Raw genomic sequence first — 13,585 nt, forward strand, 5'->3', positions numbered from 1 at the left:
CCACTTGAAAGGCAGAAGAGCGCGTCGCGGGTCCGATCATGGGATCGCAGACGTCGATCCTTCGCCGCGCTGGCGATGACGCGGAGGCGGCGTGCCTACCCCGTCCGCCGCCGCAACCCGCCCGCTGCCGGTTGCGGCGCGCCCGGCGCCGTCTCCGCGCCGAGGTCCGGCACCGCGATGATCGGGGCGCCGCGCAGGTCCCGCCGGGTGACGATGACGCCGCGCTCTTCGAGGAAGGCCAGCATCCGCCGCGCCCGGCCGCCGGAACTGGTGCCGTAGGCCTCGGCCAGGGCTGAATCGGTAGGGCAGGGTGCCCCCTCGATCGCCGCGCGGGCGACCACGAGGAACAGCCCGGCGAGATCGTCGGGCAGGCTCGCCGCAATCTCCTGCGCCCGTTCCCAGCCGGATCCGTCGCTGACCTCGCCCCCGGCCTCGGCCCGCGTCACGGCGAGGCGCCGCTTGAACTCGGGCAGGGACAGCGCCTCGCCTCTGACACGCCGGATGCGGCAGCGGACGGTGAAGTCCTGATAGAGGGTCGCGGGCGTGCAGGTGCCCGCATCCGCATCGGCGAGCACGGAGGCCAGCACCTCGGCGATGATCGCCTCGCGCTCGGCGGGGTCCAGGGCATCCTCCTCCGTCTCCTCGGCGGGGGCGGGGGGACGGTAGGCGGCGAGTTGCGAGAGCACATCCTGCACCGGCGCCGGGCGGGGCGCCCGGCGGGCCGGCGGCGCCTCGCCCCGCGGCTCGGGCGTCAGGATCAGGGCGCGGGCGTCCTCCACCGGATCGGGCAGGGGCAGGAGGCCCGGGGCCGCCGCGCGGCTGACCGTTTCGGTCTTGCCCACGGCGATGGTGACGGGGCGGCGCGACAGGGCGGGACCGAGCCCCACGAACTGGCCCCGCGGCAGGTCGCGAAAGGTCTCGGCTTGGCGCCGTTCCATGCCGAGGAGGTCGGCGGCGCGGGCCATGTCGATATCGAGGAAGGTCCGGCCCATCAGGAAGTTCGAGGCCTCGGCGGCCACGTTCTTGGCGAGCTTGGCGAGGCGTTGCGTGGCGATGACGCCGGCCAGCCCGCGCTTGCGGCCCCGGCACATCAGGTTCGTCATGGCTCCCAGCGACAGGCGGCGGGCCTCGTCCGACACCTCGCCCGCCGCGGCGGGGGCGAAGAGCTGCGCCTCGTCCACGGTGACGAGCATCGGGTACCAATGCTCCCGCTCGGCATCGAACAGGCCGCCGAGGAAGGCGGCGGCCGCGCGCATCTGACCGTCGGCGTCGAGCCCATCGAGGGTCAGCACCACCGAGACCCGGTGCACCCGCACCCGGGCCGCGACGCGTTGCAGCGCCGCGTCGTCGCCGTCCGCCTCCACGACCACATGCCCGTAGCGCTCGGCGAGGCTCGCGAAATCGCCCTCGGGGTCGATCACCGCCTGCTGCACGTAAGGAGCGCTCTGCTCCAGCAGGCGGCGCAGCAGATGGGATTTGCCCGAGCCCGAATTGCCCTGCACGAGGAGCCGCGTGGCGAGCAGTTCGGTCAGGTCGAGGAGTGCCGGGTTTCCGCCCGTCAGTCCGAGATCGATGTCGCAGCGCATGGCGGCCTCTTACCACGAGTCCCGCCCCGCAGGCGGGTCCGGCATGCACCTGTCCACGGCTCTAAAGCTGGACCGCGGGCCCGACCTTCGGTACTCGCCACGCCCCACCCGATTTTGGACCGGATTTCCCGATGGCGGCCTGCGGCCTCGACTTCGGCACGTCGAACACGACCCTCGGCCATTGCGGGGCCGGCGGCCCGGTGCTCCTGCCCCTGGAGGGCGAGCACCTCACCGTGCCGAGCGCGATCTTCTTCGAGCCCCGCCATCCGCCGCGGATCGGCCGGGCCGCGACGGCGGCCTACGTGGCGGGCAAGCCCGGCCGCCTGATGCGCGGGCTGAAATCCGTGCTCGGCACGCCCCTCATCGACGAGGCGACGCCGCTGGGCCGGGAGCGCCTGCGCCTGCGCGACGTCATCGCCCGCTATCTCTCCCTCGTGAAGGAGCGCGCCGAGGCGGCCGCTGGCACCTCCTTCGACACGGTGATGCACGGCCGACCGGTCCATTTCGTGGACGGCGACGCCGAGGGCGACCGGCGGGCGGAGGACACCCTGCGGGCCATCGCCAACGAGGTGGGATTTCGCGAGGTCGCCTTCCAGTACGAGCCCATCGCCGCCGCCCTCGATTACGAGCGGCAGGTGACGACCGAGGAGATCGCCCTCATCGCCGATATCGGTGGCGGCACCTCGGACTTCTCCATCGTCCGGCTGTCGCCGGAACGCCGGACGCGCGTCGACCGGGCAGCGGACATCCTGGCCAATGACGGCGTTCGGATCGGCGGCACCGATTTCGACCGGCACCTCAGCCTCGGCACGGTGATGCCGCTCCTGGGCATGGGCAGTGCCATGAAGCGCGGGGACCTCGCAGTGCCCGGTGCTTACTACCACGACCTCGCTACATGGTCGGCGATCAACCGCCTGTACGACGGCAAGACCCTGCGCGAGATCGACGACGTGCTGCGGAACTGCGCCCGGCCCGATCTCGTCGGGCGCCTGCGCACCACGGTGGAGGAGGAGCGCGGCCATGCCCTCGCCGGACTGGTGGAGGCGGCCAAGATCGAGGCGTCCGACGAGGGCGCCGCCGTGATCGGCCTCGGGTTCATCGAGGGTGGCCTCGCCGCGCAGCTCGACGGACCGGCGCTCGCGGCCCAGACCGATGGCCTCGCCCGTGCCGTCACCGCGAGGATCGGGGAATGTCTCGCCCAGGCGGGCCTCCACGCCGAGTCCATCGACGCCCTGTTCCTCACCGGCGGCTCGACTCGGTTGCCGCATCTCCATGCCGCGCTCACCGCCGCCCTGCCGGCCGCCCGCACCGTCGCGGGCGACACCTTCGGCTCGGTCGGCCTCGGCCTGACCATCGCCGCCGCCGCACTCAGGTGAGCGGCCGGCAAGACATCCGGCGTCTCGAGACGACGCGGAATGGTATCCGCCGACGGCGGCCCGTGTGAAGATCCGAAAGCCGCCATTCGTGCTTCGGGTCGATCTCGGGCGAAACGCAATCCGTCACGGGACTGCCGAGAACGAAGACAATTCGAGGAAGGCAATAGCGAAGCCGAAATCCGGCATCGCTAGGATGATCTCATCTTAGGGGCCGGCCGGAAAGTTCGTCACTCCCTTCGTCATTGCTTCGCTCCGCGCGCGAGGACGAGGAAGGCTGCATGGGCTGCCGGGACCTTGACGGCCGGACATTTGGGAGAAAGTCCATGCGTGCGATAGTTTCACGGTTTCGCGAAGACGCGGCGGGCGCCACGGCCATCGAGTACGGCATGATTGCCGCGCTGATCGCCGCCGTCATCATCGGGGCGTTGCAGGTGGTCGGCACTGCCCTCAATGCCAAGTTCTTCTCGATTGCGAGCCAACTGAACTGATCTCGCCCGCGCGGCGGGGCAACCGGCCGGATTGACGGGGCGGCCCCGATTGCGGACAAGGCCCGCCGCACCGAGACAGGCGGCCCGGCCGCGCCGCCCCATGTTGTTCAATTCGTTCGTCTTCCTCCTGGCGTTCCTGCCCGCCGCGCTGATCCTGCACGGGGCGGTGGCGCGGGCGGCTCCCGGCTGGCGGTTGCCACTCCTCGTCGCCCTGTCCTTCGTCTTCTACGGATGGTGGGACCTGCGCTTCGTGCCGCTGCTGGCGGGCTCGATCCTCGTGAACTGGCTCATCGCGCGGGCGTTCACGCGCCGGGCGGTGCGCTGGCTGGTGCCCGCCGCAATCGTGGCCAACCTCGCCCTCCTCGGCCTGTTCAAGTATCTCGATTTCCTCTTCGGCCTCGTCGGTGAGGTCGGCGGGTTCGAGGCGCCCCGGCTCGGCCTCGCCCTGCCGCTCGGGATTTCGTTCTTCACCTTTCACCACATCATGTACCTCGCCGACCTCCGGGCCGGCCGGGCGCCGCCCTTCGGCCTCGTGAGGTACGCGCTCTACATCGCCTTCTTCCCGCAGGTGCTCGCCGGGCCGCTCGTGCGCTGGAGCGAGGTGATGCACCAGTTCGACGCACGGCCCGCCGACCGCCCGGATGCGGCCGAGCGGTTCGCCCGCGGGCTGATGCTGCTGGCCCTCGGTCTCGCGAAGAAGGTGTTTCTCGGCGATCCGCTGGCGGCCTACGTCAACCCGGTCTTCCAGGCGGCGGCGCGGGGCGGGGCGGTCAGCGTGGCCGAGGCGTGGCAGGCGGCGCTCGGCTTCACCTTCCAGATCTACTTCGACTTCTCGGGCTATACGGACATGGCGCTCGGCATCGCGCTGATGTTCGGCATCGTCCTGCCGCAGAATTTCGACGCGCCCTATCGGGCGGCCTCGCTCCGGGACTTCTGGCGGCGCTGGCACATGACCCTGTCGCGGTTCCTGCGCGACTACCTCTACATCCCCCTCGGCGGGAACCGGCACGGCCTTCCCCGGCAGGTCGGCGCCCTATTCGCGACGATGGCGCTCGGCGGCCTGTGGCACGGGGCAGGGCTGCCCTTCCTCGCCTGGGGGGCGGTGCACGGCCTCGGCCTCGGCGCCGGGCTCCTCGCCCGGCGGGCGGGCCTCGCGCTGCCGGCTGCCCTCGGCGCGGTATTCACCTTCACCTTCGTCCTCCTGACCTGGGTGCTGTTCCGGGCACCGAGTCTCGAGGCGGCGCTGTACGTCTACAAGGCGATGCTCGGCTTCGCGCCGTGGGGCGGCGAGGTCAAATGGCGCGCCATCGCCATCGCGGCGGCGGTCGCGACGATCGGACCCACGGCCTGGACCCTGGTCCACCGCCTGCCGCCGCGCCGCAGCCTCGCCGTCGCGACGGCGGTGCTCTTCGTCGCGGTCCTCCTCAAGATCGGCGACGACGCCAACCTTGAGTTCATCTACTTCCAGTTCTGAGGCGTGGAATGTCCGAATCCGGATCGGGTTCGAGGCCCTGGACCGTGGCTCCCGTGCCGCACGCGGCGACATCGGCGCCGGGAGCGGATCACCCGCGTTGTGGCCGTGACGTGCGTCGACTATACGGCACTCAATTCGCGCCGCACACCGGCCAGCCTACACGAGTGAGGGCCACGCATGGCGAAGGTGACACTGGAGGACGGCTATGTCCCGTCTGAAAGCGAGCCCTTCATGAATGAACGGCAGCGCGAATATTTCCGGCGCAAGTTGCTCAATTGGAAAAGCGAGATCCTGCGCGAAGCCCAGGACACGCTGACCGCGCTTCAGAGCGAGAACGAGAACCACCCCGATCTCGCGGACCGGGCCTCCTCCGAGACCGACCGTTCCATCGAGCTGCGGGCGAGGGACCGGCAGCGCAAGCTCACCGGCAAGATCGACGCCGCGCTCGCGCGCCTGGAGGACGGGTCCTACGGCTATTGCGAGGAGACCGGCGAGCCGATCTCCCTGAAGCGCCTCGACGCGCGGCCGATCGCCACCCTGTCCCTGGAAGCCCAGGAGCGGCACGAACGCCGCGAGCGCGTCTACCGCGACGACTGAGCGCGCCTCTCCTCCGTGGCCGGCGCCCGGCGCGCCTTTCGACGAGCCCCCCGGACACCACCATGACACGCCTTCTGGCCGTCGCCATGATCCTCGCGCTCGGTGCCTGCGGCGAAACAAAGCCCGGCCCGGCCGGGCCGCCCGGACCGAAGGGCGAGCAGGGACCGGCCGGTCCCCAGGGGCCCGCCGGCCTCAACGGCGCGACGGGGCAGCGCGGCCCCGCGGGCGAGCGCGGTCCTTCGGGCGAGCAGGGCCCGCCCGGCCCCGCTCTCAACACGCAGATCCGCCTCGACGTCGCCTGCCGCAGGGACGAGGAGTTGATCGGCGCCTATTGCCGGGGCATCGCCGTCCTGCCCTCCGTCAGCCTCACGGACGGCGTGGCGACGGTGGCCTGTATCGACCTGAACGCCAAGCCCGCCAAGGATTCGGTGCCCGTGGCCGTCTGCATGAGGAAGCCGTGATCCGCTCTCTCGCCTTCGGCGCCTCGCTCCTCGCCGCCCTCACGGTCCCGGCCGCCGCCGAGCCCTTCGTGCCCTCCGACCGGGCGGCGGTGGATCTCGTGAGGTCGCACGTCACCGGCGGCTACGTCACCGTGGCATCGACCATCGCCTATGCCGAGAAGGCGAGCCGCGGCGCCTTCGCCTTCGCGGGCTTCCGGGTCGAGGACCGGCCCGGCGAGCCGTTCAAGCACGTGCGGATCTGCTATCGGCTGGGCATCGATCCGCCGGTCTGCGCCATCGAGTATCTCGTGGCGTCGAACCCTTCGCAGGTGACCCCCTCCGACCGCTACGACGGCCTGGGCCGCGACCTGGAGCACGGTCCCCGCTCCTTCCTCCGCGCCCTCGCCCGCGAGGCGAGCCTCCAGCGGCAGCCGGAATTCCTGCGCAAGGTCCAGGTCGCCCTAGATCGCTTCAATCCCTACGATTGGCGCTGACGGCCGGCGGCGGCAGGTCCGCGTCGTCTCCGGCATCTCGTCCCGGAACGGTCGCAGGCGGCTTGAGCCTGCGAGGCGCCGAGAGCCGTGGCCAAAGGGTTAAGCCACGCCCGTCAATGAGTCTCACGTCGTCTTTGCGAGCGACAGCGAAGCAATCCCGGGACGCGCACCGTTCGGAGGCGTCCCGCTGCCCTGGATTGCTTCGCTGTCGCTCGCAAAGACGGTGCTGCGTGAGCCGACGGGATCGGCTCCGGCGCCTGGCCCCCGACTTAGGCCAGACGAGGCCATTGCAGCAGCCGGTCGGCGGAAAAGGGGTTGATCGGCACGGAGGGCGGGCGCCCCGTGGCGAGGTCGGCGACGATTTCCCCGGTGATCGGCCCCGTCGAGAGGCCGATATGGCCGTGGCCGAAGGCGAAGATCAGGCCGTCGTGCTTCGGCGCCCAGCCGATCACCGGCATCCCGTCCGGCGTCGCCGGGCGGGAGCCGAGCCAGGGCTCGTTGTCGAGGGGGCCGCCGAGGGCGAGTGTTCCCGCCGCCTCGCGGCTTGCCGCCGCGATCTGCGAGAAGTCCGGTGGTGCCTGGCGGGCGCTCAGTTCCACCCCCGACAGGACCCGGATGCCGCTCTCGCCCATCGGTGCCAGGATCGAGGCGGCGCCGGTGTCGAGGATCGGCCGGGTGAGGGGCGGCGATTCGGGACGCAGGGCGAAGTGCCGATGGTAGCCGCGCTCCGCGGCCACGGCGAAGCGGTAGCCCAGGGGCTTCGTCAAGGCGCCCGTGGCCGCGCCGGCGGCCAGCACCACCCTCTTCGCCCGGAACGTGCCGTCGTCCAGCACGACGCTCCACCCGTCGCCGTCGGGAAAGAGCCGGTTGACGCTGGCGCGCACCCGCTGTCCGCCCATGCGCGCGTAGAGGGCCTCGCAGGCCTCGACGAGACGGCCGGGCTCCCGGACCGATCCCGTCTCGGGCAGGAGCATGGCCCGCGCGTATGGGCGGACGAGGGCCGGCTCGTGCTCACGCAGGGTGTGCCCGTCGAGGATATCGAAGGCCACGCCGTGCTCGCGCAGGATCTCCCGCTCAAGGGCGGCACCCCGGAACGCCTCCTCCGTCCGGTAGGCCTTGATCCAGCCGTTGCGCACGAGGCGATGGCTCGTCCCCGTCTTGGCCGCGAGCCGTTCGTGGGCGGGATAGGCGGCGCTGGTCAGGGGGATCAGCGCGCTCGCCGAGTCGCGCCACCGCGATTCGCGGGCATTGGCGAGGAAATGCGCGAGGTAGGGGGCGATCCGGGGCAGGTGGCGATAATCGAGGCGCAGCGCCCTGTCCGCGTTGCGCAGGTAGGCGGGGAGCTTGCTCCAGAGGGCGGGGCTGGCCATGGGCAGGATCGAACCGCGGCTGATCACTCCGGCATTGCCGTAGGAGGTGCGGGCACGCGCCTCGCCGGGATCGCACAGCACCACGTCGAGACCGCGCTCCCGCAGTGCGATAGCGGAGGCGATCCCGACCATGCCGCCCCCCACAACCGCGATTTCCGCCATCCCCGTCATGCCAACCCGCTGCTCACAGTCCTCGCAAGCCTTTTGTCGGATTCACGCGACACGGGGTAGGGCTACGAACGGGGGTACGGCGCTTTTCTATTGCACTGCACGCACGAACTGGTGAGTCGCCCCTCTGAATTCCACCGCAACGGCGCACATTCGCGCCGGTTTGCGCTAGAGACGCGCCATGACCCTCGTCCGCTTCGCTCCCTCGCCGACCGGCTACCTGCACATCGGCAATGCCCGCCCGGCCCTGCTCAACGCGCTCTACGCTCGACGCCACGGCGGACGCTTCCTGTTGCGCCTCGACGATACGGATGCCGCCCGGTCCACCGAGGAGTTCGCCCGGGCGATCGCTGAGGATCTGGCGTGGCTGGGTATCGCGCCGGACCTGTTCGCCCGGCAGAGCGACAGGAAGGCGGAGCACGATGCCGCCGCCGCCCAGCTGAAGGCCGCCGGCCGCCTCTACCCCTGCTACGAGACGCCGGAGGAGCTCGATCGGCGGCGCAAGCGCCAGCTCGGGCGCGGCCAGCCGCCGATCTACGACCGCGCCGCGCTCAGGCTCTCACCGGAGGAGCGCGCCACCCTGGAAGCGGAGGGCCGCCGTCCGCATTGGCGATTCCTGCTCGATGCGCGCACCGTCTCCTGGGAGGACCTCGTGCGCGGCCCGGCGCATGTCGATTGCGCCTCGCTGTCCGATCCGGTCCTGATCCGCGCGGACGGGACCTACCTCTACACCCTGCCGTCCGTGGTGGACGACAAGGACTTCGGCGTCACTCACATCATCCGCGGCGAGGATCACGTCACCAATACCGGCGTGCAGGTGCAGATCTTCGAGGCCCTTGGAGCGGCAGTGCCGATCTTCGGGCACCACAACCTGTTGACCACGGCGGACGGGGAGGGACTGTCGAAGCGCCTCGGGCACCTGTCCCTGCGCGGGCTGCGGGACGCGGGGTTCGAGCCCGGCGCCGTGCGCTCGCTGGCCGTCCTCACCGGCTCGGCCGAGGCGGTCAGGGCGGTGGACGGGCTCGACGAGTTGGCGTCCCTCGTCGATCTCTCCGAGATTTCCCGGGCTCCCGCCCGGTTCGACGAGGCCGAACTCGACGGGCTGAACGCCCGCCTCGTCCACGCCATGCCCTATGCCGAGGCGGCCGGGCGGTTGCGGGCCCTCGGCGTGCCGGACGCGCAGGCCGAAGCCTTCTGGCTCGCCGTGCGCGCGAACCTGACCCGCGTGGCCCAGGCCGGCGAGTGGTGGAAGGTCGTGTCGGGGCCGGTCACACCCCGGATCGAGGACGAGGCCTTCACCGCGGCCGCCCGCGCCAGCCTGCCGCCGGAGCCCTTCGACGGACAGACATGGAAGACGTGGACCGGCGAGATCAAGGCGGCGACGGGCGCCAAGGGCAAGGCCCTGTTTATGCCCCTGCGCCTCGCCCTCACCGGGCTGGAGCACGGGCCGGACCTCGCCGGGCTGCTCCCGCTGATCGGCCGCGAGAAGGCGCTGGCGCGTTTGTCGGGGCTCGAGGCGTAGAGCGGTCGCGATTCGACCGGATTGACCACGCGGGATCGTCTCCGCCGGCGACGGCGACGACGCGATGCAATCTGAGGGCAAGAGCCCTCTTCCCTTTTACTGTCTTCGGAACGATCGTACCGTGCGGTCACGCCATTTGGCCTCTCGATGCCTGTCTAAATTGAAATTTTAATAGGTCGTTAACCATCGAACATTGATGATCGTTGCCTTGGAGGCTGGATCGAACGGCAATGATGCATCTGTCGCCGGAGGACGAGGGCGCCGTCGAGCGTCTGACGCTGCACTTGCTGCAGGATGCCTATATCGATCTGGCGGAGGTGTTGAGGGCGGTGGAGCCGGAGGCCGCCGACCTGCTTCTTCCGACGATCGAGCAGCGGTTCGCCGACGTGCTCGCCGGATTGTGCCGCCACCGGTCGGAGGGCGAGTCCAGCCGCGCCATCGCCCTCGCCGTCGGTGAACGCCTGTGGGACATCGTGGGACGGGCCCATGGTCTGCGCCGCGATGCCGAGGCGGCCTGATTCCGAGCTGAGCGGCGAGCCCCGCGATCCGGCAAGGGCCCCGTAGCGCGCTTCGGCGCAGGATTCCGGCGACGGTACCGGGCGGCCGATCCCACCCGCTCGGTGACAGGCAGGCCCGCCCTTGCTATGCGGCGGGGACGGTTGCGCACGCCGGGCCTCCCGGGCCGCTCATGCCATGACGTTCCGGCGGATGGCACGGCCGGGCGGTCTTCCTCCCCGTGTTGCCCCGCATGACCAGTCCCGACGCACGCGGCGCGGCGGGCCAAGCCTCTTTGAGACCGACCGGAATGAACATCTTCGCCCAGTTCGAGGCCCGTGTGCGCGAGGCCCTGGAGGTCCTGACCCGGGACGGCACGCTGCCCGCCGGGCTGGATTTCGGCCGCGTCGTCGTGGAGCCGCCCCGCGACCCCTCGCACGGCGACCTCGCCACCAACGCCGCCCTGGTCCTGGCCAAGGAGGCCAAGACCAACCCGAAGGCTTTGGGCGAGACGCTCGCGGAGCAACTGCGTGCCGACCCGCGCGTGGCGGAGGTCTCCCTGGCCGGGCCCGGCTTCATCAACCTGCGTTTGCAGCCGGGCGTCTACCACGAGGTCGTCCGGGCCGCCCTCTCGGATCCCGAGGGCTTCGGGCGGGCCGCGCTGCCGGGCGGGCCGGTCAACGTCGAGTACGTCTCGGCAAACCCGACCGGGCCGATGCATGTCGGGCACGGCCGTGGCGCTGTGTTCGGTGATGCCCTGGCGAGTCTGCTCGAAGCCGCCGGCCGCCAGGTGACGCGCGAATATTACATCAACGACGCGGGCGCGCAGGTGGACGTGCTGGCCCGCTCGGCGTTCCAGCGCTACCGGGAGGCGCTGGGCGAGCCCTTCGCCATCGGCGAGGGCCTGTATCCGGGCGACTACCTGAAGCCCGTCGGCGCGGCGCTCGCGCAATCGCATGGGCGGACGCTCCTCGACCGCCCGGAGGCCGAATGGCTGCCGGTGGTGCGGGACGTATCCGTCGCCATGATGATGGACACGATCCGGGGCGACCTCGCCGCCATCGGCATCCAGCACGACGTCTTCTTCTCCGAGCGCCAGCTGCATGACAGCGGCGCCGTGGGCGCGCTGCTGGCCGACCTGCGCACGCGCGGCCTCGTCTACGAGGGGCGCCTGCCCCCGCCGAAGGGACAGTTGCCGGAGGATTGGGAGGACCGGGAACAAACCCTGTTCCGCACCAAGGATTTCGGTGACGACACCGACCGCCCGCTGCTGAAGTCGGACGGCAGCTTCACCTACTTCGCAGCCGACATCGCCTACCACCGCGACAAGGTGCTCCGGGGCGCGGAGGAGATCATCGACGTGCTCGGTGCCGACCACGGCGGCTACGTGAAGCGGATGCAGGCGGCGGTGAAGGCCGTGAGCGACGGCAGGGCCGTCCTCGACGTGAAATTGTGCCAGTTGGTGCGGCTCCTGCGCGCCGGCGAGCCGGTGAAGATGAGCAAGCGCGCCGGCGAGTTCGTGACGCTCCGGGACGTGATCGACGAGGTCGGTCGCGATGCGATCCGCTTCATGATGCTGTTCCGCAAAAACGACGCGACCCTCGATTTCGACCTCGCCAAGGTTGTCGAGCAATCGAAGGACAACCCGGTCTTCTACGTGCAGTACGCCCACGCCCGCGCCCGGTCGGTGCAGCGTCAGGCGCGGGAGGCCTTCCCGGGGGCCGACCTGTCGCCGCGGGCCGTGGCCGCCGAGGCGGATCTCGCCCTCCTGACCGATTCGGGCGAGGCCGAGATGATGCGTCTGCTCGCGCAGTACCCGAGGATTATCGAATCGGCGGCGATGGCGCACGAACCCCACCGAGTCGCCTTCCATCTCTATGAATCCGCCTCGGCGCTACATAGTTTCTGGAATAAGGGCAAAGACTTGCCGCAATTACGGTTTGTTAATCCAACCGATCGAATGTCCACGTGGGCGAGGTTGGCCCTCCTCGAGGCCGTTCGATCCATGTTGGCCGACGGCCTCCGCCTTTTGGGTGTGAGCGCTCCGGACGAGATGCGCTAGCCCGGATCGCGACGGCGAGGGGTCGGTCCGCCAATGGTTGAGGAAGCTGCCATGACGAACGCGTCGCGCGCTCAGATCGATCTGGAAGCTCTTGCGCGTGATCTGCGGCACGACGGCGCCGCGCGCCAGGGTGCCAAGGGGGATCCCCTCGCGGAACTGGCCCGGATCGTGGGGCAGGACGATCCGTTCCGCGCGCTTCTCGATGCCCGCAACGAGATCGGCGCCAACTACGTCGGCGCCGCGCCCGAGCCGGAGGCCCGCTGGGACCGCCGGCCGGAGCCGAGCTTCGCCGCCGAGGAGCCGGTGCGGCCGAACCCGGCCGATGCCTTCGACCAGTACCTCGCCTCCGTCGAGCGGGACATGCATCAGGCTCCCGCCCCGGCCGGAGAGGGCGGCTTCGCCTATGCCGAGCCGGAGCAGCCCTACGACGACGCCCGGTCCCTGCGCCGGAAATCGCCGCGCAGCCGCCTCGTCTCCGTGGGTGCGGGTATCGCCGTGGTCGCCGTCGCGGTGACCGGCGCGCTGACCTACAAGGGAATGCAGGGTGGCCATTCCGGCGGCGGCGTTCCGGTCGTCCAGGCCGACGCGACGCCGATGAAGGTCGCCCCGAAGGTGGCTGACGGCGTCGAGATCCCCGACCAGAACCGCCAGATCTACGACCGCAACGCCACCGGCAAGGACAGCGGCCAGATCAAGATCGTGAACCGCGAGGAGCAGCCCCTGGACGTCGCCGAGGCGGCTCGCGCGGCCGGAGGCACACCCGCGAACCAGGGCACCACGACGCCCGGCAACAGCCCCTTCGAGGCGTTCGGCGAGCCCCGCCGCGTCCGCACCGTCGCGGTGAAGCCCGACGCGCCGCCCCCGCCGCCCGCGCCCGTCGCCGAGGCCGAGCCGTCCCCGTCGCCGGTGCCGACCATGGTGCTGCCGTCCGCCGACGCGGCCCCGCCCCCCGCCCGGCCCGCGAAGCCGGTCCGCTCGGCCGACGCCCTGGCGACCCCGGTCATGCCCGCGACCGAAACCCCGGCGGAGGCTCCCGCCAAGCCCAAGGCTGCCCCTGCGCCGGCCCCGGTGGCCGTGAAAAAGGCGCCGCAGCGCGTCGCGTCCCTCGGCAACGATCCGGTCCAGGCGAGCCCGGAGACGACCCAAGCCACTTCGGCGGCCATCGACACCACCTCGCCGGTGAGCGGCTACTCGGTCCAGCTCGGCGTGCGCAACTCGGCGGGTGACGCCCGCGCCGCCCTGCATCAGATGCAGGCCAAGTACAGCCGCCTCGCCGGCAAGCCGGAGCTGATCCGTCAGGCCGAGGTGAACGGCAAGACCATCTTCCGCGTCCGCGTCGGGCCATTGGCGAAGGAGGAGGCGTCGAGCCTCTGCAGCGCCCTCCAGGGCGAAGGCGGCCAGTGCTTCGTCGCCAAGAACTGACGAACCCTCTGTCCTGAGAAATGGCGAGCGGCCGACGAGGACCGCCGCCGCTCCGCCGCCCGGATCCTGAGTCCGGGTGGCCACAGGTCCC

The 13,585-nt window shown here is 70.9% G+C and carries 12 protein-coding genes; 10 read left to right on the plus strand and 2 right to left on the minus strand.

Features of this window, described 5'->3' with window-relative positions:
• Positions 1 to 95: 95 nt before the first annotated feature.
• Positions 96 to 1,586, minus strand: coding sequence for a helicase HerA domain-containing protein (locus tag MFF06_RS08490; protein WP_238202856.1), 1,491 nt, complete (start codon positions 1,584 to 1,586; stop codon positions 96 to 98).
• 131 nt (positions 1,587 to 1,717) lie between these two features.
• On the opposite strand from MFF06_RS08490, the gene MFF06_RS08495 reads away from it, so the two are divergent.
• From MFF06_RS08495 to MFF06_RS08520, 6 genes are all read left to right on the plus strand, one after another.
• Complete coding sequence (locus MFF06_RS08495) at positions 1,718 to 2,962, plus strand: Hsp70 family protein (protein WP_238202858.1); 1,245 nt, start codon at positions 1,718 to 1,720, stop codon at positions 2,960 to 2,962.
• Positions 2,963 to 3,285: 323 nt separating this feature from the next.
• Positions 3,286 to 3,450, plus strand: coding sequence for a Flp family type IVb pilin (locus MFF06_RS08500; RefSeq protein WP_238202859.1), 165 nt, complete (start codon positions 3,286 to 3,288; stop codon positions 3,448 to 3,450).
• A gap of 100 nt (positions 3,451 to 3,550) precedes the next feature.
• Positions 3,551 to 4,924, plus strand: coding sequence for an MBOAT family O-acyltransferase (locus MFF06_RS08505; protein WP_238202860.1), 1,374 nt, complete (start codon positions 3,551 to 3,553; stop codon positions 4,922 to 4,924).
• Between the two features lie 177 nt (positions 4,925 to 5,101).
• Positions 5,102 to 5,521 carry an RNA polymerase-binding protein DksA gene (gene dksA / locus MFF06_RS08510; RefSeq protein ID WP_238202861.1) on the plus strand — a complete coding sequence of 140 codons (420 nt, stop codon included), beginning with the start codon at positions 5,102 to 5,104 and terminating at the stop codon, positions 5,519 to 5,521.
• A gap of 62 nt (positions 5,522 to 5,583) precedes the next feature.
• Positions 5,584 to 5,982 carry a collagen-like protein gene (locus MFF06_RS08515; protein ID WP_238203104.1) on the plus strand — a complete coding sequence of 133 codons (399 nt, stop codon included), beginning with the start codon at positions 5,584 to 5,586 and terminating at the stop codon, positions 5,980 to 5,982.
• Positions 5,979 to 6,455 carry a hypothetical protein gene (locus MFF06_RS08520; protein WP_238202862.1) on the plus strand — a complete coding sequence of 159 codons (477 nt, stop codon included), beginning with the start codon at positions 5,979 to 5,981 and terminating at the stop codon, positions 6,453 to 6,455. Before MFF06_RS08515 ends, MFF06_RS08520 begins: the two co-directional genes overlap by 4 nt.
• A gap of 269 nt (positions 6,456 to 6,724) precedes the next feature.
• Here the strand turns inward: MFF06_RS08520 and MFF06_RS08525 are convergent, their stop codons facing one another.
• Positions 6,725 to 7,987: an NAD(P)/FAD-dependent oxidoreductase gene (locus MFF06_RS08525; protein ID WP_238202863.1), complete on the minus strand. Its 1,263-nt coding sequence runs from the start codon at positions 7,985 to 7,987 to the stop codon at positions 6,725 to 6,727.
• 187 nt (positions 7,988 to 8,174) lie between these two features.
• On the opposite strand from MFF06_RS08525, the gene MFF06_RS08530 reads away from it, so the two are divergent.
• From MFF06_RS08530 to MFF06_RS08545, 4 genes are all read left to right on the plus strand, one after another.
• The gene (locus MFF06_RS08530; RefSeq protein ID WP_238202864.1) at positions 8,175 to 9,515 is read left to right on the plus strand and encodes a glutamate--tRNA ligase; all 1,341 of its coding nucleotides are present in this window, start codon (positions 8,175 to 8,177) and stop codon (positions 9,513 to 9,515) included.
• Positions 9,516 to 9,745: 230 nt separating this feature from the next.
• Positions 9,746 to 10,033, plus strand: coding sequence for a hypothetical protein (locus tag MFF06_RS08535; RefSeq protein ID WP_238202865.1), 288 nt, complete (start codon positions 9,746 to 9,748; stop codon positions 10,031 to 10,033).
• Between the two features lie 287 nt (positions 10,034 to 10,320).
• Entirely contained in the window at positions 10,321 to 12,072 is a 1,752-nt protein-coding gene (gene argS, locus MFF06_RS08540) for an arginine--tRNA ligase (RefSeq protein WP_238202867.1), read from the plus strand.
• Between the two features lie 51 nt (positions 12,073 to 12,123).
• Positions 12,124 to 13,494, plus strand: coding sequence for an SPOR domain-containing protein (locus MFF06_RS08545; RefSeq protein WP_238202869.1), 1,371 nt, complete (start codon positions 12,124 to 12,126; stop codon positions 13,492 to 13,494).
• The last annotated feature ends 91 nt before the right edge of the window (positions 13,495 to 13,585 follow it).

Origin of the sequence: Methylobacterium aerolatum (assembly GCF_022179085.1) — a bacterium.
Lineage (GTDB): Bacteria > Pseudomonadota > Alphaproteobacteria > Rhizobiales > Beijerinckiaceae > Methylobacterium > Methylobacterium aerolatum.